Source organism: Nocardiopsis oceani, from assembly GCF_054777395.1.
On the sequence record NZ_BAAHAR010000048.1, the window covers coordinates 51,258 to 71,040 of the forward strand.

General features: G+C 68.3%; 21 protein-coding genes and 1 pseudogene. 20 read left to right on the forward strand and 2 right to left on the reverse strand.

The annotated features are described in order from the left end of the window. Positions 1-37 precede the first annotated feature (37 nt). The 6 genes and pseudogenes from ACYVDG_RS26060 to ACYVDG_RS26085 all read left to right on the forward strand — a co-directional run bounded on the left by ACYVDG_RS26060 (position 38) and on the right by ACYVDG_RS26085 (position 7,245). A complete protein-coding gene (locus tag ACYVDG_RS26060) occupies positions 38-3,067 on the forward strand; it encodes a lantibiotic dehydratase (protein ID WP_460759036.1) in 3,030 nt (1,009 codons plus the stop codon). Beyond that, on the forward strand, positions 3,064-4,299 hold the full coding sequence (locus ACYVDG_RS26065) for a lanthionine synthetase C family protein (protein WP_460759041.1): 1,236 nt from the start codon (positions 3,064-3,066) through the stop codon (positions 4,297-4,299). The genes ACYVDG_RS26060 and ACYVDG_RS26065 overlap by 4 nt, the downstream gene beginning before the upstream one ends. A 68-nt stretch (positions 4,300-4,367) precedes the next feature. After that, positions 4,368-5,273 (forward strand): thiopeptide-type bacteriocin biosynthesis protein, encoded by a 906-nt coding sequence (locus ACYVDG_RS26070; RefSeq protein WP_460759045.1) that lies wholly within the window; start codon positions 4,368-4,370, stop codon positions 5,271-5,273. Between the two features lie 119 nt (positions 5,274-5,392). Then, positions 5,393-5,668: pseudogene (locus tag ACYVDG_RS26075) on the forward strand (helix-turn-helix domain-containing protein); the annotation flags it as partial. Positions 5,669-5,719: 51 nt separating this feature from the next. Next, positions 5,720-6,742 (forward strand): hypothetical protein, encoded by a 1,023-nt coding sequence (locus ACYVDG_RS26080; protein ID WP_460759129.1) that lies wholly within the window; start codon positions 5,720-5,722, stop codon positions 6,740-6,742. A gap of 23 nt (positions 6,743-6,765) precedes the next feature. After that, a complete protein-coding gene (locus ACYVDG_RS26085) occupies positions 6,766-7,245 on the forward strand; it encodes an NUDIX domain-containing protein (protein ID WP_460759050.1) in 480 nt (159 codons plus the stop codon). 156 nt (positions 7,246-7,401) lie between these two features. On the opposite strand, the gene ACYVDG_RS26090 is transcribed toward ACYVDG_RS26085, so the two are convergent. Together ACYVDG_RS26090 and ACYVDG_RS26095 are read right to left on the reverse strand one after the other, a co-directional pair. Then, on the reverse strand, positions 7,402-7,590 hold the full coding sequence (locus tag ACYVDG_RS26090) for a DUF397 domain-containing protein (protein ID WP_460759054.1): 189 nt from the start codon (positions 7,588-7,590) through the stop codon (positions 7,402-7,404). Positions 7,591-7,596: 6 nt separating this feature from the next. Next, positions 7,597-8,406 carry a helix-turn-helix domain-containing protein gene (locus tag ACYVDG_RS26095; protein WP_460759059.1) on the reverse strand — a complete coding sequence of 270 codons (810 nt, stop codon included), beginning with the start codon at positions 8,404-8,406 and terminating at the stop codon, positions 7,597-7,599. A gap of 456 nt (positions 8,407-8,862) precedes the next feature. Here ACYVDG_RS26095 and ACYVDG_RS26100 point away from each other — a divergent pair, with 456 nt between their 5' ends. The 14 genes from ACYVDG_RS26100 to ACYVDG_RS26165 all read left to right on the forward strand — a co-directional run bounded on the left by ACYVDG_RS26100 (position 8,863) and on the right by ACYVDG_RS26165 (position 19,643). Continuing rightward, positions 8,863-9,201 (forward strand): ATP-binding protein, encoded by a 339-nt coding sequence (locus ACYVDG_RS26100; RefSeq protein WP_460759062.1) that lies wholly within the window; start codon positions 8,863-8,865, stop codon positions 9,199-9,201. Positions 9,202-9,386: 185 nt separating this feature from the next. Then, a complete protein-coding gene (locus tag ACYVDG_RS26105; protein WP_460759065.1) occupies positions 9,387-9,659 on the forward strand; it encodes a hypothetical protein in 273 nt (90 codons plus the stop codon). A 390-nt stretch (positions 9,660-10,049) separates the two neighbouring features. After that, entirely contained in the window at positions 10,050-10,448 is a 399-nt protein-coding gene (locus tag ACYVDG_RS26110) for a hypothetical protein (protein WP_460759068.1), read from the forward strand. Between the two features lie 464 nt (positions 10,449-10,912). Beyond that, positions 10,913-11,260 carry a hypothetical protein gene (locus ACYVDG_RS26115; RefSeq protein ID WP_460759073.1) on the forward strand — a complete coding sequence of 116 codons (348 nt, stop codon included), beginning with the start codon at positions 10,913-10,915 and terminating at the stop codon, positions 11,258-11,260. Positions 11,261-11,392: 132 nt separating this feature from the next. Next, positions 11,393-11,911, forward strand: coding sequence for an SAF domain-containing protein (locus tag ACYVDG_RS26120; protein ID WP_460759125.1), 519 nt, complete (start codon positions 11,393-11,395; stop codon positions 11,909-11,911). A 127-nt stretch (positions 11,912-12,038) separates the two neighbouring features. Further along, positions 12,039-12,776: a hypothetical protein gene (locus ACYVDG_RS26125; protein WP_460759076.1), complete on the forward strand. Its 738-nt coding sequence runs from the start codon at positions 12,039-12,041 to the stop codon at positions 12,774-12,776. Continuing rightward, positions 12,773-14,062, forward strand: a complete 1,290-nt coding sequence (locus ACYVDG_RS26130) for a CpaF family protein (protein ID WP_460759079.1) — start codon at positions 12,773-12,775, stop codon at positions 14,060-14,062. The genes ACYVDG_RS26125 and ACYVDG_RS26130 overlap by 4 nt, the downstream gene beginning before the upstream one ends. Continuing rightward, positions 14,059-14,904 (forward strand): type II secretion system F family protein, encoded by an 846-nt coding sequence (locus ACYVDG_RS26135; RefSeq protein WP_460759083.1) that lies wholly within the window; start codon positions 14,059-14,061, stop codon positions 14,902-14,904. The genes ACYVDG_RS26130 and ACYVDG_RS26135 overlap by 4 nt, the downstream gene beginning before the upstream one ends. Beyond that, positions 14,901-15,782 (forward strand): type II secretion system F family protein, encoded by an 882-nt coding sequence (locus tag ACYVDG_RS26140; RefSeq protein WP_460759087.1) that lies wholly within the window; start codon positions 14,901-14,903, stop codon positions 15,780-15,782. The genes ACYVDG_RS26135 and ACYVDG_RS26140 overlap by 4 nt, the downstream gene beginning before the upstream one ends. Positions 15,783-15,811: 29 nt before the next feature. Continuing rightward, entirely contained in the window at positions 15,812-16,012 is a 201-nt protein-coding gene (locus ACYVDG_RS26145) for a hypothetical protein (RefSeq protein ID WP_460759092.1), read from the forward strand. Then, positions 16,009-16,395, forward strand: a complete 387-nt coding sequence (locus ACYVDG_RS26150) for a TadE/TadG family type IV pilus assembly protein (RefSeq protein ID WP_460759096.1) — start codon at positions 16,009-16,011, stop codon at positions 16,393-16,395. Before ACYVDG_RS26145 ends, ACYVDG_RS26150 begins: the two co-directional genes overlap by 4 nt. Next, positions 16,395-16,823, forward strand: a complete 429-nt coding sequence (locus tag ACYVDG_RS26155) for a TadE/TadG family type IV pilus assembly protein (protein WP_460759101.1) — start codon at positions 16,395-16,397, stop codon at positions 16,821-16,823. Before ACYVDG_RS26150 ends, ACYVDG_RS26155 begins: the two co-directional genes overlap by 1 nt. Further along, positions 16,823-17,215, forward strand: a complete 393-nt coding sequence (locus tag ACYVDG_RS26160; protein WP_460759105.1) for a pilus assembly protein TadG-related protein — start codon at positions 16,823-16,825, stop codon at positions 17,213-17,215. The genes ACYVDG_RS26155 and ACYVDG_RS26160 overlap by 1 nt, the downstream gene beginning before the upstream one ends. 16 nt (positions 17,216-17,231) lie before the next feature. After that, the gene (locus ACYVDG_RS26165) at positions 17,232-19,643 is read left to right on the forward strand and encodes an OmpA family protein (RefSeq protein WP_460759109.1); all 2,412 of its coding nucleotides are present in this window, start codon (positions 17,232-17,234) and stop codon (positions 19,641-19,643) included. The last annotated feature ends 140 nt before the right edge of the window (positions 19,644-19,783 follow it).

Sequence of the window (19,783 nt, forward strand, 5' to 3'; positions counted from 1 at the left end):
CACTCTGGGCTCATCAACGACACGGAGGGAGGACACGATGGCCGGTAGGCCACCCGCCTACCGATGGCGGGGCCCGGTCCTGCTGCGGGCGAGCACTTCACCCGCTGGCTTGGACATCCCCACGGACCTGTTCGACGGTCCGGACTCCACCTCGGCCACAGGTTGGCTTGCCCGCGTCTGGGAGCGGACTGAGGTGCGCAACGCTGTAGACCAGGCCAACCCCGGTCTGCGCACTCAGATCGACAAGGTCCTGGCCGGTGATGTCACTGGGCCCAAACGAGTTCGGTCGACGGTCCTTTCCGTGGTGGCCTACGTCCTGCGCTGGCGGCGACCCACCCCGTTCGGTCTGTTCGCCGGCGTCGCACCGGCCACGGTCGGCGAGGTCCCTGCGGTTCGGTGGGGCGACGACCACCGGATGGTCGCGCGAGCCGACGCCGAATGGGTCGCCGACATCATCGGCCACCTCCACCGGTTCCCCGCTCTCGTGGAACGGCTGGACGTCGTTGCCAACAACACCGGCCACGTGCGCGGCGGTCGACTGGTGGTGCCGGGCCAGTCCGCGGACGGACACACCCCCCTCGCCGCACCCATCGAGGTCTCCGTCCGCTACAGCGCACCGGTGGCCCACGCACTGGACACCGCACGGACCCCCATCCGCCACAGCTGTCTGCACGAACACCTGAACACGGGCTTCCCCACCGCAGGGCCCGAACGCATCACCGGACTGCTGGACCAACTCATCGACCGCCACCTGCTGCACACCAGCCTGTGGGCGCCCATGACCCACACCGATGCTCTAAGCCAGCTCTGTCGGGAACTCGACCGAGTCGGCGCCCACGACATCGAAGAGATCGCCCACCTGGTCGACTTCCTGCGCACGGCACACAAGGAACTGACCGGCCCCCTGCCCAGCACTTCCTGGCCGACTCTCGCCCCAGTGGCCGTACAGATGCGCTCCTTCACCGACGTCACCCCGACTCCCGTGATCGCTGACACGGGACTGGATGCTCACCTCCAGGTTCCTCCGGCTGTGCCGAGAGCCGTCGAAAAAGCAGCCGATGCGCTTATCCGAGCCACCCCCAACCCCTTCGGAGCTCCGCACTGGCGCGACTACCACCACCGCTTCCGCAGCAGTTACGGCCCAGGTGCGGTGGTCCCGGTGCTGGAGCTGGTCGCAGACAGCGGACTGGGCTGGCCTGCTGGATACCTCGGTGCCGCCCGCAAACGCTCACCCCGCTTGAGCACCGATCGCGACGCCCTCCTCCTGGACCTGGTCCAGCACGCCACGGTGCAGGGCAGCGGGGAGATCATTCTGGACGAGGACCTCATCGCCCGCCTGGGACCAGCAGTAGGGGAGAGGACCACCCTTCCTCCGCAGGTCGAGATGTGCGTACGCCTGCACACCCCCACCGCACGAGCCCTGGCCGAGGGCGACTTCACCCTCGAAGTCGGCGGCCTCCCGCGCCCGGGCAGCAGCCTGCTGGGGCGCTTCGCCCACCTGTTGCCCGAGCACGAACAGCAGCTCGTCGCTGACAGCTACACCCATCCGGATCCGGACGTGCTCACTGCACAGCTGACCTTCCCACCCCGCAAACGGCGCAACGACAACATCACCCGGACTCCCCGCTTCCTGCCCCACGTGGTGCCTTTGGCCCAGCACCCGGGCTCCGATGCTGGCGTGATCGATCCGGCCGACCTGGGCGTCACCGCCGATGCCGAGCACCTCTATCTGCTGCGCATCTCCACAGGCCAACGCCTGCACCTCCAGACCGCGCATGCCCTGGAGACCGGAACGCAGACCCCTCCGCTGGCCCGGTTCCTGTCCGAGATCACCACCGCCCGCCACGCCCTCTACGGTGCCTTCGACTTCGGAGCCGCCAGCCGGCTCACCTACCTGCCTCGTGTCCGCTACCGGAACACCGTCCTGGCGCCGGCCCGGTGGCGCCTCCCCGACCTTCGAACCGTCGACAAGGGGGAATGGGACAGGGCACTCCTCGCTTGGTGCAAACGCTGGCGGGTCCCGGAGCGGGTGGTCCTGGTCGAGCAGGACCGACGCCTCCCGCTGGATTTGGACGACCGGGTCCACCGGCAATTCCTGCAACAGCGCCGCACCCACCACGGCCACCTAGAGCTGCGCGAAGACCTGACACCACAGGGAGCTTCGTGGCCCGGACGGCCACACGAACTCGTCTTCGCCCTGCACCGCCGCGAGGAGACCCCAACGCCTCCGTTCATCGCGAAGCCGGCTGCCCGCCCCGTACCCCAGCTCCCCGGTAGCGGAGTCCTCACCGTCGACCTGTTCGCTCACCCGGACCGGTTCGACGAGATCCTCACCGACCACCTTCCGGAGCTGGTCGAAGCCCTGCCTGAGGAGTCCCGGTGGTGGTTCACCCGCCACCGCGACCTGCTGCACCCCGACTCCGACCCCTACCTGCGGATCCACCTGCTCACCCCGACCGACACCGGCACCGGGACCGTGAACAGGCTGCACACCTGGGCCCAAGGGCTCCGAGAGCAGCGACTGCTCGGGCACCTTTCGCTGACCACCGCCACATCCCAGACCGGCCGCTACGGACACGGACCCGCCATGGACGCGGCACAGACCGTCTTCGCCGCGGACACCACCGCCGCCCTGGCACAGATCCGGTCGACTCGCACGTTCGGCCTCCCCTCCGCGGCCCTGGCCGCAGCCAGCATGCTCCGACTGGCCAGCGACTTCGCCTCCACCCCGCGGGAAGGACGCAATTGGCTGATCGCTCTGCAGCACACCCCCGGGCCCGTCGATCGAACCCACCGCCGCCAAGCCATGGAACTGGTTGATCAGACACATATCCCCGGCTCGGACCCGGGCGGCCGGATCCTCGCCCGGGCCTGGGACGAGCGTGCACTGGCCCTGGCCCGTTACCGCGAGCACCTCGCAACCCAGCGAGCCCCGGAAGCCGTGCTCCGCTCCCTACTCCACCTCCACCACGTGCGCACCCTCGGAGTCAGCCCCGACCAGGAAGCCGCCACGATCCGCACCGCGCGCAGCCTGGCCCTGGCCCAGCGGGCACGGAGCCCGCGATGACCCCCCTGGTTACAGCAGCGCCCCACGACTCCCCGGGCGCCCTCGCAGACCACTTCGCCGCGAACCTGGCCACCCCCGTACCTGCGGAGGAACCCTGGCAGGGACAGTCCCTTGCCCAGGGAGCCGCCGGGACCGCCCTGCTGCACGTGGAGCGCGCTCACACGGGGTTGGGGAGCTGGCAGCAGGCCCATCGGTGGATCCGTACCGCTACGGCCCACCCCGTCAGCGCCGCCGACACCGCCGGCCTCTACCTCGGAGCACCCGCGATCGCGTTCACCCTGGAAGCGGCCGCGCGGGGAGACGGCCGCTACCGAGAACCTCGCGAGGCCCTACGCACACACGTGCGCGAGCTCGCCCACCGGCGAGCGGAATCGGCCATGGAACGCATCCACCGCGGCGACCTGGCGACCTTCGCCGAGTACGACACCTTCTACGGTCTCACCGGACTCGGCGCCCACCTGCTGGCCTACGACGCACGCAGTGACGCCCTGGAACGGGTCCTGACCTACCTGGTCGCGCTCACACGGCCTCAGACCGTGGACGGACGTGCCCTTCCGGGCTGGTGGGTCTCACATGACCCCCACCGAGGCCACTCCGCCCACTTCCCCGGTGGGCACGCCAACCTCGGTACCGCACACGGCATCACCGGAGTCCTGGCACTCCTGAGCCAGGCCGCCCGACGCGGCGCCACCGTGGACGGTCACCACGAAGCCATCGCCACCATCGGTACCCACCTGGACACCTGGCGTCAGGACACCGAGTACGGACCCTGGTGGCCCGAACACCTCACCGCGGACACCCTCGACTCAGGGATCCCGCACCAGCAGGGCCCGGGCCGCCCTTCCTGGTGCTACGGAACCCCCGGCATCGCCCGAGCCGGACAACTCGCCGCCATCGCCACCGGGGATCCGGCACGTCAGAGCGCTTTCGAGGATGCCTTGAGCCGCTGCCTGTCCGACTCCGTCCAGCTGGGCCGAATCACTGACACCAGCCTGTGCCACGGCTGGGCTGGCCTGTACCAGACCACCTGGCGCGCCGCCCAGGACGCGGTTACTCCAGCGCTGGTCTCCCACCTGCCGAACCTGGCCCGGCAGTTGAGGCGGCACGCACATGCTGCCGTCGACGACGCCGGGTTCCTGGAAGGGGGCGCGGGCACCGCCCTGGCCCTGATGACCGTGCAGACCGACCGACGCCCGCGATCGAGGTGGGACTCATGCCTGCTGATCGACTGAAACCCTCTCCGCCCCGGCCTGCCGCCCAACAGCAAGCACCCCGTGGTCACGCCGCCGTACACCGAGCCGTGCTCGAGGCACTGCGTGGCGCCGACCTCAGGCGGGCGGCCGAGCGGTCCGGGATGACCCCGGCGGACTTGGAAGCGGCAGTGGAGGTGTACCACCGGGCAGGACAGCAGGCCCTGGCCGAACAGTCCGGCTGGTGGCAGGCCAACGTCGAGTTCACCGCCTGGGAGGACGCAGACCAGACCGCCGCTCAGCGCCTTGTCCCGTCGCTGGACGACAGCGGTGCCGAGTGGTGGTTCATCCGCAAGTACCCCTGCTGGCGCATTCGCCTGCGGGCCGACTCCACGGCTACGAGAGCAGCCGTGGGCCGCACCTTGGAGGAACTCACCCGAGGCGGTCACCTGCGCACGTGGACGACCGGGATCTACGAACCCGAGGTGCCCGCCTTCGGAGGGCCGGTGGGCATGGAAATCGCCCACCGGCTCTTCCCCGCTGACAGCCGGTCCGTTCTCGAGCACGTCTCCCGTGAACGCGGGGCCTTGGGGCGCCGGGAGCTCTCCATCCTCCTGTGCGTCACGCTCATGCGCGCTGCCGGGCTGGAATGGTTCGAACAGGCCGATGTCTGGGACCGGGTCTGTCGAGAACGCCCGCTGCCGGAGGGTGTGTCCACCGAGCGGCTGCGCGAACTGGCCGGAACCGTTCGGGTGCTCCTCCTCGCCGACACGGTTCGCGAGGGGAGCATGTTCGGGTCCGGCGGCCCCGCGGAACACGTCAGCGCATGGGCGCAGGAATTCCGTTCTGCGGGCGAGGACCTGTGGACGTCCTGGCGTTCAGGGAATCTTGAACGAGGGCTGCGCGCCCTGGTCTGCTACCACGTGATCTTCCACTGGAACCGGATGGGCCTGACCTCCGCTACACAGAGTGTGCTGGCCCATGCGGCCAAGGAGGCCGTTCTGGAGACGGACTGAACATGCCAGCCCAGGAGTTGCTCGGGTCCGTGGGCTTACGAAAAGCCCACGGCGTGAAGCGGATACGCGGCTACTCTGGAGACTTCTCGTTGCACCCCCAGGTGACGAAAGGGCTCCCGATGCGCTGCGGCAACTGCGGACGCTCACGTGACGGGACCCGCGCCGCCTGCGAGTGCGTACCAGCCTGGGTGTGGCTTGCCCCGGAGGTGGTCGCCGCGGTGCGCGAACGGGACGCTCAAGCGGTGATCCGGTTTCTGAGGCACCTAGCGGAACCCCTGTCGCAGGAAGCCCTGGCCCGCATGTGCGGGGTGGCTCAGAGCACGATCAACCGCGCGGAGGCCGGTCGTGGGCTGACGGATCGCCGAAAGGCGGTCGAGGCCCTCCGCGGACTCGGCGCACCCCTGGACCGAGAACCCCAGGGCCCATCACTGACGACCACCGATCTCATGCCTGATGCCACGGGAGAGCGGAGCAATGGGGACCAGGGCCGTGAGGTTGAGGCGGTGCGGGCGGTCCTCCTGGACTACCGCCATAGCTTTCCCGGATTTCCGACTCCAGCACGCGATGAGGACGCTCCCCAGCTGGTTTCGCTGCGCCGCGAGGTGGACGCGGCCATGGCCGCTTACCAGGCGTCCGACTATCGGCAGGTTCTGCGACTGCTTCCCGCCCTTCTGGAGCGAACCAGGGCAGCACTGACCTCCTGTTCAGGACAGAAGCGCCGGTCCGCTGAAGCCCTTTTCGCCTTGTCGGCCCAGGCCTGCGCCATGGTGCTCACCAAGCTCGGTGAGACGGAACTGGCGTGGATAGCGGCGGAGCGCGGTCTGAATGCCGCCATGGTCTGTGAGGACCTGGCTGTCCAAGGGGCTTTGTTGAGGTCGAGCGTGCACGCCTTGCACTCCTGCGGACAGCACCAGACGGCCCTGGCTATGACAGCCGACGCGGCTACTTACCTGCGCCACAGGGGGAAGAGCCGATCCCATGACCCGCGCATGCTGTCCGTCTACGGGACTCTCCTGCTGCCCGGAGCGGTGGCCGCCGCCCGCAGTGGTGACCGTGCCACCGCCAACGACTATCTGGATGAGGCACAGAAGTCCGCTGAACGCCTAGCTCGGGATGCCAACCACATGTGGACGGCCTTCGGCCCGACCAATGTGGCCCTTCACCGTGTGACCGTAGCCGGAAGCCTCGATCATCCGCATACGGTTCTCGCGTTGGGCAGGGGGATCGACACTGCTCGCCTGCCGGTGGAGAGAAGGGTCCGTCACCTCTTCGAGCTCGCGCAGGCTCTGGTCGCGGTCAACGATGTTCCTGGGGCCGCTGACCGCATGCTGGAGGCGGAGGGGCTGTCCGCCTCCCACGTCCACCGCCACATGATGAGCCAGCAGATCGTGGCCCGGATGCTGCGTTCGGAGGCCGGTCGAAGGGACCGGAGAGTGGTCGCTCTGGCGCACCGGATGGGGACCTCCTGATGTTGGGCCGTTAGTGTCGGGCCATGGCCTCTGATCCCACCGAATCCTTTGCCCGCCCTCGCGTCGCGGCGGGTGTGCTGTTCTTCGACCGGGAGGGGCGGGTGATGCTGGTGGTCCCCTCCTACAAGGATTACCTGGAGATTCCCGGTGGCTACATCGAGCACGGTGAGAGCCCGAGCCAGGCCGCGGTCAGGGAGGTCAAGGAGGAGCTCGGTATCACCCCGCCGATCGGCCGACTCCTCGCCGTCGACTGGGCGCCCAACCCCGCCGAGGGCGACAAGGCGTTGTTCGTCTTCGACGGCGGGGTTCTGGACGGGGAGTGGCTGGACCAGATCAGTCTGGATCCGGCAGAGCTGACCGGTTACGGGTTCCACGGTGTGGACTCGCTTGCTGAGGCCACTATCGACCGGCTCGCTCGCCGGATCACTTACGCTGTTGCTGCTCGTGCGGAGGGGACGACGGTCTACCTGGAGAACGGCCAGCCCGCTGTGGGGGTTGGTTAGCGGGCTGACAGGTGTCTGTCCGTCAGCTGACGAGCGTGGCCTGGGGTGGGCGCCACGGAGTTCTCCGGCCCGGGCGCCGAGCTCCAAAGCGTCCCACTCGACCGCGTCCCAGTAGCGGGAAAAGGTGTCGAGAAATGTATCCGTCGTCCGCGTGCATTAGCTCTGAAGAGTGTGCAAGAGGTTAATCCATTCAGTGCTGCGGAAAGAAAGGTGTCCCTTTCTGCGGTGCTGCGTATCGCGCATCGCCACTTCTCTGCTTCGGTTTGCGACCTCAACACACTGGCCGCCGTGCCCTCCGCTGTAACTGGACTTACGCCAGTTCTTCCATGCGTTCTCCACGGTCACCTTCTTCTACTTGTATTTTTCGTCCAGTAGCTGCTGGACCAGAGTCCGGGTCTCTTGCTGATCCAGTGCTGCTTCCTGAACTTTGCGAAACAGGCCCTGGTAGTAGGAGGTCTCGGTCTGCTGCTCCAGGAACATGCCACCGATTGCATACTCGATGTAGACCGCGTCGCCGGAACGGACCCCCTCGATGAGGTCCGGGAAGCGGAGAAGAACGAAGTTTCCCTCGGTCGCAACATGTGCCCCGGCGGTGAAAGGTACACAGCGGAGGTCCAGATTGGGCAGGTTCATCATCTCTAGGAGATGGACGAGCTGTTCCCGCATGACCTCTGTGCCGCCGACCACCCGGTGGAGCGCGGACTCGTTGAATACCACTGAGAAACGAAGTGGATTCTCTCCGGTCAGACGTTTCTGTCGGTGCACTCGGGCAGCTGCCCGGCCGTCAGTACGGTCGGTGTCGTCCTCCGTCACCGCGCTGACAAGCGCACTCGCGTAGTCGAAGGTCTGACACAGGCCGGGGACCAGAGCGTCCTCGTAGTTGTCCAGTTCGGCGGCTTCGGATTCTGCTCCGAGGTATGGGGCGAACCAGCTCGGTACTGTGCTGGTCTGCCACCACCCCGGTTCCCGCTGCCGGGCCAGGTCTACAAGCTTGTTTCGATCTTCCTCGCGGAGCTTGTACATGTCGCTCAGGGCATAGACGACGGCGGGCGGCCAGGGGTGCTCGCTCTTCTCGTACTTGCTGAGCGTTCCGGCTGAGACACCCACTTGGACGGCAGCGTCCCCAGCCCGTACCTCTGCGGCAAGGCGTGCTTCGCGCATGACCCGCGAGAGAGTTCTGCGCGCGATTCCGACGCTTGGCGCCACTGGTGTGCTCCCGGGGGTTCTAGGTTGCTGGGCTCGTACGCCCCAGTTTGGCGCATCCGAAGAGGGACAACCACCGAACGAAAGATAGATGGACGAAAATTTCGTCTAAAGTGCTTGCGTCTACATTGCTTGAGTGTGAGACTCGAGGCGTGTTGAGCTGGTGACCCTGAGGGAGGCTCCTCGCAGAACCTCCGGCCTGTCCGGGGTCGCCGTCGAGAGCGAATTTGTCTCATGGAGGGCGTTATGTGTAGTGATCGGATACCTGGACCTCGGCGGCCCGGTGGTGGGGTGGGGCGGTCGTCCGCACGATGGGTCTATACCGGCGGGACCTGCGCTGATGTGGCGCGGGCTCGCAAGTGGATTGCGGGGCAGCCTCCACTCCAGGGCGGGCGCGGGTTCTGGGTGGAGCTGGTGGTCAGCGAGCTGGCCACCAACGCGGTGCGCCACACCGCGACCGGGGAGCGGCACGGGCGGATGGGGCTGTCCCTGGAACTCTTGGGCCACCGGGCGGTGCTGGTCGGGGTGCTCGACCAGGGGCCCCGGGCGGGCCAGGCAGCGATGGTTCCGCAGTTGGTGGACCGGGAGCCGGGGGAGATGAACCCCGGCGGCCGGGGCTTGTGGTTGGTGGACCGGATCGCCGATTACTGGTGGTGGGAGGGGCGGCGGGGCCTGCCCTTGCACTTGCGGGCGATCATCCGCCTGGACCGCGATCCGGACCTGGGCGAGACCGGGCTGGAGCTGGCCAGCTAAGAGCGCAAGGTGCGTAGCGAGGGCAGGTAGTCGCGGTGGGAAGCGCAGTCCCGGTGCACAGGGGCCATCGACACCCGCGCGCACACTCTTCGCACGCACCCCTGTAAGGACGCAGTGCGCCCGGGCCGGTGTTGGTACCACCGGCCCGGGCTGATCAACCCCCTGAACTGAGCAGGAGGAAGACTATGCAGAACTCTAGCGGTGGCAGGCACCGCAGGCCCAGGGAATCGATGGCCTCGCGGCTGTGGTGGGTGTTCGCCTCGGTGGTGGCTTGGAGTATCGCGCAGGTGATCGGCGCACCCACGCGCACCGAACCGAGGGCTGCGCTGGTGGCGGCGCCGAGGCGGCTGGAGCTGGCCCCGGCCCCGGTGTGTACACACAGGATGCCGATACAGGTGTGGGCCGACCCGGACGAGGTCGCGGGTGCCCTGGTGCGGCCCTACATGCTCAGGCAGTGAGACCGGGGAAGTAGGAAGAGGGGCGGGCGGTACCTGTGGGGTGCCGCCCGCTTCGTTGCGCTGGGTGAGGTCCGACTTCGCGGCGGATCCGCTCTGGTTGCCGTGTTTTCGCAGTTGGGAAAGTTGGACACAGTGAGCGCGTGAGGTGTCCGACAGTTTTTCTTGGACGGAGTGCCAGAAGTCCCTTGTGCGGAGGGTAATCGGCAGGCTACGTTCTCATGCGTCGCTAGGGGTGATGGTTTGATCACTCAAAGGAGTTGTTCGTTGGGTCGTGGGTTTGTGCTGCCTGTACTGGCTTCGGTGCTCATCGCGGGGTGCTCTGAGGACGAAGCCCCGGACACCGAACCGGTGGTGCGATCCTCGCCTCAAGCAGCGGAAACGGAGACAGTCGTGACCTCTGAAGAGGAGGCTGTCGACGTTTACCAGCAGTTCTGGGACGCCATCGTGGCCGCCGCCGTCGCACCCGACCCGGACGCCCCTGAGCTGGAGGAGCACGCTGCGGGGCAGGCCTTGGAGTTGGCCCGGCACGGCTTGGAGGCTGTGCGCGACTCAGGGCGGGGGATGGAGGGTGAACCCGTCATGGATCCCGAGGTGGTTGCTACCTCCGAGGGGCCTGACGGGCAGCCGGTGGAAGTCGCGATCGAGGACTGCCAAGCGTCGCAGGAATGGCGGATGTCGGGAGATGACCCAGTGGACGAAGGCGACATTCTGGTGACGGCCACCGTTCGGCACGATCTCTTCGACTGGTGGGTCGTCGAGATGCGGATCTGGGGTGAGGGCGAGTGCTGAGCACGGCCCTGGCCGGAAGTGCGCTGCTGCCCTTACTGGCGTTCGCTGCGCCCTCAGACAACTCCTTGAGGTTCAACGGCGCAGCAGAGTGCGGTCAAACCGGTACCGCCGGTTGTTCGGTGAGTGCTGGTGTAGAACGTTCATCGGCCGCCGAGCAAGGATCCGGTCGCTCCTCCGTCAGGCCGGATGAGGGCTCGACAGGTGTGGTGACAGCCCGTTCGGGGTGCAGCCAGCGGCGGGAAGCCGATCGCGCGAACTCCGCGGTGCAGAGTTGTTCGGTCGGGACCTTGTCGCCATCTGGGCCCACCGAAACCCCCGTAGTCGATCCGCGAACGGTCGCTGAGCAAGCCCGAGCGGAGATGGCGCTGCCTTCCCCCACACCGGGCTCATCGCCGGCGCCCGGCACCCCGACGGTGATCCGTTTCCCCCTGTGGCTCTGGGTGGACGCGGACTCTTGGGAACCGGTGAGCGCTACAGCCTCGGTGTCCGCGGGCTCGGTGACCGTCATAGCTACACCCACCACAGCCCGGTGGGACATGGGCGACGGGACCGTTGTGGACTGCGCAGGTCCCGGAACCGTCTTCGCTCCGGACTCCCACGATGCCGACGATTCCTCGCCGGACTGCGGCCACACCTACACCCGCGCCTCCAAGGGGGAGCCGGGTGGCCGCTTCCCCGTCTCGGTGGATGTGGTCTGGTCCGTGCGCTGGTCGACCACTGCCGCTGGCGGCGGATCCCTGGACGACCTGACGACCAGCGCGACCACCTCGGTGCGGGTGACCGAGGTCCACGCGCTCGTCAACGAAAGCTGACACACCCTCCAACCCTCGAAGGGCGACATGACACCCACCGTTCTCAATCCGGACAAAGCCGATCGGAAGAGTTCAGTTCGCTCCCGCCTTTCCCCGGACCGCCGTCGCAGGTGGAAGAAGCCCTTGGCCGGGGTGACCGTCACCCTGCTCGGCGCAGTCGTCGCCGCCTGGGCCGCAGCGTATGAGGAGCCATCGGTCCCTCTCCTGGTGGCCTCCGCCGAACTGGCCTCGGGTGAGGCGCTCACCGAATCCGACGTGCGCGTGGTGCACGCCCACGGGGTCGAAGACCTGGATCTCGTGCACCCGGACGAGGTGGTCGGCAGCCACACCGCGGTACCGATTCCCGCCGGCGCGGTGGTGACGTCCTCCATGCTCGCCGACGACGCGGCCTGGCCCGGGTCCGGTACCGCGGTCGTTTCCTTGGAGACCCAGCCCGGGGTGCTGCCCGACTCCGCCAGCGAGGGCGCACCGCTGCTCGTCTTCGCCGAGGACAGCGATCCGCTCGCTGTCCGGTTGCACTCGCTGGGCCAGGAGGGCGAACTCAGCGGCACGCGGGTGATCGAGCTGCTGGTCGACGCCGACGATGCGCAGGCACTCGCGCGGGCCGTCGCGGTCGAAGACCTGCGCCTGGTGCTGATGGCCGAACAGTAGAACCACGAGAACAACGGGGGAGAAGATGATCGTCGCGGTGTGTTCGTTGTCAGGAGCACCGGGGGTCACCACGCTGGCCACAGCGTTGACGGCGGTATGGCCCACCGGGCCCTTGACCGTCCCGGTCATGGTGGAGACCGACGTCAGCGGCGGGGACCTCGCCGCGTGGCACCGCCTCAACGGTCGGCCGGGGGCGGTCGCACTCGCCGCGTCCACCCGCACCGCAGCAGGATTGGCCGCTGTCAGCGAGGACAGCGGGGACACGCGCCCCCTGCTCCGGCACGCGACCGAGCTGCCGGGCGGCCTTCGAGTGCTGGTGGCACCTCCCACCGCGCACGAGGCCGCCGCCGTGGTCACTGCGCTCGCCCAGCGTCCGCAGGTCCTGGCCGGAGGACTGGCTGTGCTGGACGTGGGCCGGGTCATGCCCGGAACCGCTGGGGCACACCTGCTGACCGTGGCCGACGCCGTGGTCCTGGCTGTCTCCGGGAGGGACGCCGCCCAGATCCACCGGGTCGCTCGATGCCGCGACGTCCTCGACGCCCTCGCCGACCAAGGTGTTCAGGTAGGGCTTGCCGTGCAGGTGAGCCGCTTCCCCGAGTCCCAGATCGAGGACGCGACCGGCTACCCGGTCTGGGGGGTGGTCCCCGATGACACGACCGGTGCGGCCTTTCTGCGCGGCGAAGGCGCCGACCCGCGAACCTGGCGCGAACACCTCTCGGCCTGGTCGTATACCCGCCAAGACCCCGAAGCCGTCGAATGGATGCCCTTGCTGGCCACAGCGCGCCGGATGGCCGACCACATCGACGACCAGGTGACCGACACGGCCACCGTCCGCTCCTACTTGCGGGGGGCTCGAGCGGCATGAGTGTGGTGCACGTTTCCGAACACGTGGAAGAGCTCGCCCAGCACTTGGCGGACCGGGCCACGGACGAACTGGTCAGCCGCGCGTCAGCCGATAACACCGCCGGTGACGCAGTCCAGCGCCGCACCCAGGCTGACGCGGTGCTGACCGCGCTGTTGGAGGACTACGCCTGCCGAGCGCTCACCGGGCAGGCGCGAGCCCTGACCCAGCAGGAAGAGCAGTGGGTACACGCCAGGGCCCTGGCGCGGGTGTGCGGACTGGGACCGCTGGAATCCTTGCTCGCCGAACCCGGGATCCGCGACATCCGCATCGTCGGCACCCGAGTGAAGGTCGACTTCGGCGACGGGCGGCAAGAGGAGCGACCACCCGTCGCCACCTCCGATGACGAGCTGATCGCCCTGGTGCAGAGGCTGGCAGGACAGGCTCCGGGAGGCGAGCGCCGCTTCGACCTGTCCGCCCCGCTGCTGTCCATGGAACTGGCCGAAGGGGTGCGGCTGTCCGCGGTGATGGGGGTGTCCCGGCGCCCGGCCGTGGTCATCCGCCGCCACCCCGAACGCGCACTGACCCTGACCGAACTCGTCCGCTCCGGCATGCTCACCAAGCCCGTGCGCGCCCTGCTCACAGCAGCCGTTCGAGCCCGGTTGAACCTGATCATCGGCGGTGCCACCGGATCAGGGAAGACCACGTTGCTCCGAGCCCTGGCCCAGTGCGTGCCCTCCTCGGAGTTCATCGTCTCCATCGAGGACGCCTTCGAACTGGGCCTGGACACCGACGACGGGCTCGAATGCCTGGCCCTGCAGGGCAGGCCCGCCAACACCGAGGGAGCCGGGGAGATCAGCCTCGCCGACCTGGTCCGCCAGGCCCTGCGGATGTCACCGGAGCGCGTCATCGTCGGCGAGACCCGGGGACAGGAGACCGTCGCCCTGCTCCACGCGATGAGCATGGGCACCGACGGCTCCATGGCCACCGTGCACGCCTCCTCCTCGGCGCAGATCATGACCAAGCTCGCGACCTACGCCGCCCAAGCCCGCGAACGCCTGTCGCTGGAAGAGAGCGCGATCCTCATCGGCTCTGCCGTGCACTTGGCCGTCCACATCGACACCGGTACCGACGGCGTGCGCAGGGTCGCGAGCATCCGCGAGGTGGTCGGGTCAGAAGGCCCCCGAGTGGTGACCAACGAGATCTACTCACCGGAGGAAGGCTTCATCACCGGGCTCAGTCCGCAGTACGTGACCAAACTCGAACGGGTCGGGTTCGACCCGGCGGTCCTGTTCGGGGGCATGCGATGACCACGGTGGTGTTGGCGGGCGCGGGTGGTGCGGCTTTCGGCCTGGGCCTGGTCCTGCTGGCCCCGTTCTGGCGAACATCCGCCGAACGCCTGAAGGGCCGAGCACGGGTTCCGCGCCAGATGCTGTTCAGGTCCGCGATGGTGGGCACGGTCGGTGTCCTCACCTGGGCCGTCACCGGCTGGCCGGTCGCCGCCGTCCTGGCAGGCTGCGCTGCTTGGTGGCTTCCCGCGGTTCTGGCGCCGAACCAGGCAGCCAAAGCCGAGGTCGCCAAGATCGAAGCGGTCGCGGGCTGGACCGAACAGCTGCGCGACCTCATCTCCGCTGCCTCGGGCCTGCGCCAGGCCGTCGGCGCCTCCCTGCCCATCGCCCCCGCACCGATCCGCCCCGACGTGGAGTTGCTCGCCCGCGACCTCACCGAAGGCACGGAGCTGCGCCAAGCATTGGCCGACTTCGCCCACCGGGTCGACAACGAAACGGCCGACCTCGTGGTCGTGGCACTGTCCATGGCCAGCCACCGGCACGCCGCCGACCTGGGTCCCCTGCTCGGCAACCTGGCCGAGGCCGCCCGCGATCGTGCCTCCATGCTCAACCGCACCTCCGACGCCCGCGCCCAGACCCGCACCTCGGTACGGATCATCATTGGCGCCTCCCTGGTCATGGTGGTCGGCATGGGCGTGTTCAACGGCGCCTTCTTCGCGCCCTTGGGTACCGCCCTGGGCCAGGTGACACTCGCCCTGGTGGGAGCTCTGTGGGCTGGGGCCCTGTGGTGGCTGGTGCGGCTGTCCAATCCGCCACGCCAGGTGCGGCTGCTCAAACCCCAGCCCGGGGAGGCCGCGGTATGAACGTGTTCCTCGCGACCCTCGCCGGTGCCGTCACCAGCGTCGGACTGTGGGCGCTCCTGGCGACCGCGCGCAAACCCGGCCTCCACGAGCTGCTGCCCCCACCCGCTGACGAAGACCCTGCCCAACGGCAACACCAAGGGTGGAAGGAGCAGCTCACCCAGACCAGCGGAGCCCTGCTCGGCCACCTCGGTTGGCCCACGTCACGATGCCGACAGGACCTGGCCGTCTGCGACCGCGACACTGACTCCTACCTCCGGGAGAAGATCCTCGCCGCCCTCGGAGGAGCCGCAGCCTTCGCCTGCGTGGTCGGCGCGTCCGTCCCCGACGCCTCGGGACTCTCACCGGGCATCGCCCTGCTCCTAGCCCTGAGCTCACTGGCCCTGTTCCTGATCACCCCGGACCTGGTGCTGCGCCACCGGGCAGAGCGCCGCCGCGCCGAACTGCGCACGGTCACCTCGGCCATCGCCGACCTGGTCGGCGTCGCCCTGGCCGGAGGCGCCGGAGCCTCCGGAGCACTCACCGCCGCGACCCGCCAGGGAACCGGCCCCGCCTTCACCCAGGTACGGCGCAGCCTGAACGAAGCACACCTGCGCACCCGCCCGCCCTGGGACGCACTCAGCGACCTCGCCCAACGCACCGGCGTCCCCGAGCTCGACGAACTCGCCGCCTCCATCCGCCTGGCTGGAACCGACGGCGCCCGGGTCCGCGCCTCGGTCACCGCCAAGGCCAAGAGCCTGCGCACCCACCAACTCTCCGCCCTGGAAGCCGAAGCCGGAGCCGCCACTGAACGGATGAGCCTGCCGGTTCTACTCCTGGTCCTCGGAGTGCTCCTGCTCATGGGCATCCCGGCCGTGGCCCACGTGACCTCCGGATTCTGAACCACGACACCACCGAAAGGACGCTGCACATGGGAAAGGCCTACCGAGCACTGACCAGTCTCGCGCTGGGGGACCGGTCGGATAAGGCCCGGGACGACCGGGGCGCCAGCATCACCGAATACGTACTGACCCTGGCCATCGCCATCGGCGCAGCCACCGCGGTCGGCGCCATCATCGTCCCGCTCCTGGTGGACGCGGCCCAGTCCATCGACCTGGGCATCGACCTGTGAAGCAGGAGGAGCTTCGGGACGACCGGGGGTCAGCGGACATGCTCGTCGCGCTCCCCCTGTTGTTCGCCATGCTCATCGGCCTGGTCCAGTACGGACTGTGGGCACACGCCCAGCACCGGGCTCAGGCTGCGGCCGCAGAGGCACTGGCAGCGGGCCGTGTGTTCGAGGGCAGCGCTAGAGAGGGGCGGATGCGGGGCGAAGCGTTCGCCGAGGGTCTGGGTGGCAGGGTTCTCGAAGATCTGCGGGTCCACGTCGAACGGCGCGACGGTACAGCGCACGCCCGAGTGGAGGCCGTATCCATCAGCTTGATCCCCGGCTTCACCCCGACCGTGAGCGCTTCACTGAGCGGACCGATCGAGCAGCCGCCCACCGAGGCCCGCTGATGGCGGGGAACTCAGCAACGCAACGCGACAAGGGCGGGGCCTCAGCCGAACTCATCCTGGTGGCCCCGCTCCTGCTGGCCTTCCTGCTACTGATCGCCTTCGTCGGCAGGAACTTCGCCGCCGCCTTGGCCGTGGACTCCCTGGCACACTCCGCAGCACGCGCGGCCTCCGTGCACCAGGACTTGCACCACGCCCAGAACGCGGCCGAGCAGGCCGTGGCCGAGAGCGTCGGCGGATGGGGGAGCGCTTGCCAGAACCCGCGCGTCACCCTCGACCGAACAGGTACAGGGGCCAAGGCCTCGTTCCGGGCCGCCGTCACCTGCACCAGCGAACGGAGCGAATTCGGCGCACTCGGGCTCGACCCGACGCGGCAGGTCACCGGTACCGCCACCTCCGTGATGGACACCCACCGGGAAGAGGCCCGCTGATGCCCCCGCCCAACAGCGACTCCGGACACGCCACCGCCTTCGTCCTCGGTATCGCCGCCGCCCTCATCGCCTGCCTCGGCCTGGTCTACGACGGCGCCCAGATGCTCAGGACCAAGTCCCAGCTGACCACCCTCGCCCACGAGGCCGCCCGAGCAGGCGCCCAGGAACTCGACGCCGAACACCTCCGAGACGGACAGCTCGCGCTCAACCAACCCTCAGCCCGAGCAGCCGCGCAGCGGCACGCCCGCAACGGCGGAACCAGAGCACTCGTCCATGTAGACACCGACACCGTCACGGTCACCCTCACCAGCTCCTACAGCCCGACCCTCCTGGCCCCACTCGGCGACACCGACATCGCGGCGAGGGCATCGGCCCTGGCCCACACACCGTGAGGAACAAGGGGGACGCATGCACCAACCGATGAGAGCGGTCCTGGGCATCGGGGCCACCGCGCTACTACTGATCGGCCCACCGATCCTGCTGGCAAGGCATGGTTGGCCGCTCAGCGAGGACCTCACCTGGGATTACGTCCGGCTGTCCCTGCTCAGCCTCACCCTGCCACCCACAGTCGGCCACACCTTGGTGCTCACCGCGCTCTGGGCTCTCTGGGGACTGTTCACGGTGCTGGTGGCGGTCGACACGGTCGCCCTGTTCAGAGGGCACCTGCCCCGCATCGCCCTACTGCGCCTGGTCCTGACCGGCGCGCTAGGCACTTCAGCCGCAGTGTCCACCCCGGCTGCGGCCGCGGTGGCAGCGGCTGACACCGAGCTCACCGAAGGCCCACAAGAGGCTGACACCGCGCAGTCCCCGCCGGTTCTGGAGCGCACCCGCATCCTGAGCGGGTTCGGCTTCGACGCCGCACAGCTCACCCCCGAGATGGCCGAAGAGCTCACACCCACCATCGAGCTGCTCCAACTCTTCGGCGACCCGAACGAGCCGGTGGTCGTGACCGGGCACGCCGACACTGTCGGAGACCCCGAGTACAACAAGAGCCTGTCCCACCACCGCGCCGAGGAAGTCGCCACACACCTCGCCGAACACCTCGGCGAAGGATGGGACATCACCGCTGCCGGAGCCGGTTCCGAACAGCCCCGCAACCACCCCGAACTCGGCCCCTCAGCCGACCGCCGAGCCGAGATCTCCTACACCCTCTCCACCAAGCAGCAGCCCGAGCCAGAGGCTCCGGCTGACAGCGACCACGCGGAGGCTGACCACGACCTGACCGCCGACCAACAGGACAGCGGATTCTCCGGAGGAGCACTCCTCGCCGGAGCAGTGGCAGGAGGAGCCGCAGGGATGGTCGCGGGCAGGCTGACAGCCCCTGGACGGCGCCACAGGAAAGCACTTCCGAAGACCGAACCCGAAGCCGACGAACCCGCAGACGCAGGGACTTCCGAGCCCGAGGTCGGGACCCCGCTGGCCGTCACGCGTGACAGTGACGGTCCACTGGTCACCCCGGACGGACGCGTCCGCATCGCCGACACCCTGAGCGTCAACGCCTGCGACGGATTGGGGATCACCGGTAAGCACGCCGTCGGGGTGTGCGCCTCGATCATCGGCCGCGCCCTGGCCGAACCAGACGTCCGGGTCATCACCACCCGGAACCTGCTCACCAGAGCCGGAGCTCCCGAACGGCCCCGCGCTGAAGGACTGACCCAGTGCGCGGACACGGCTTCCGCGATCACCGAAGCGGAACTGGCCTACATCACCGGAGCCCGTCGCGATGCTCCGAACTGCGCCCTGCTCCTTGTGGAGGCACCCGCGAACGCCCTGGTGAGTGACCGACTGGCCTCGCTCGCCACGAACAAGGACGACAGCATTCTGGTTCTGGTGCTCGATGAAGAGGAAGCCTTCCCTTCGGTGGGCTGTGAGTCCTTCGACCGGGCCGAGTCCATCGCTGCCGACGGCACCCGCAGCACCCACGAAGACCTTCGCCTGCTGCACATCGACCAGGACACCTTCGCCGCCCAATTCGGTCCCACCGAGGAGAAACCGCCACCCCCGGACGAGCCCGGTAGTCGGGAGTCTGCCGCCGAGCATGCAATATCCCCAACCCCGGAGCCCGCACCGGCAGCCGAGGACCCGAACAAGATCAGCGTGCAGTTGTTCGCACCACAACCGAAGATCACCTACCAAGGCACGGACATCGGTTCAGCGATGCGCTCCTCGGCACGACGGGTCATCGCCTACCTCGCTCTCCATCCTGAAGGTGTGGGGACGGAAGCCCTCACCGACGCGCTGTTCCCCGAGGTGACCGAGCGCCAGGCCAGGCAGCTACGCAACACCGCCTGCTCGAGTGCTCGGGGCACCGTGCGGGAATCACTGAACGACGCCGAAGCGGAGATCATCGACGTCCGATCCGGCCGCTACCAGCTGGCCATGGAGGTTGTTGATGTCGACGTATGGCGCTTCGATGCGGCCCTGGGAGCCGTGGCAGCAACCAAAGAAGAGGGCGAGCGCCACCGTGCGTTGCGTTCCGCCGCGGCCGAATACCGGGCTGTCCTGCTCACGGAAGCTGACTTCCCCTGGATTGAAGAGAAACGCCAGTACTACCGCCGTCGCGCAGCGGACTGCTTCGTCAGCCTGGCCAAGGCCACTGACGACCAGGAAGAAGCCATCATCTGGCTGGAGCGAGCGCGTAGGTCCGACGACCTCAACGAGGCCGTCTATCTGGAACTCATGAAAGCCCACGCAGCCATGGGTCGCTCGGACGCGGTCCAGCGCACATACCAGGAACTCTGCGACCAGCTCCAAACGATGCGAGCACGCCCCAGCGAGTCCGCGAAGAAGCTCTTGAACTCCCTGGTTGCTTCGGGATAAAGCTCGATCAGTTGTGACTGTTCAGGTGTCCCGGAGAAGGATCAGACGGTTTCGGGCATCCAGCACCGGCCCTCGGCCAGGTGGACCAGGGCGTCGAACATACCGATGCCGTGCTTGGCCGCGGTCGCTACATAGGAGCG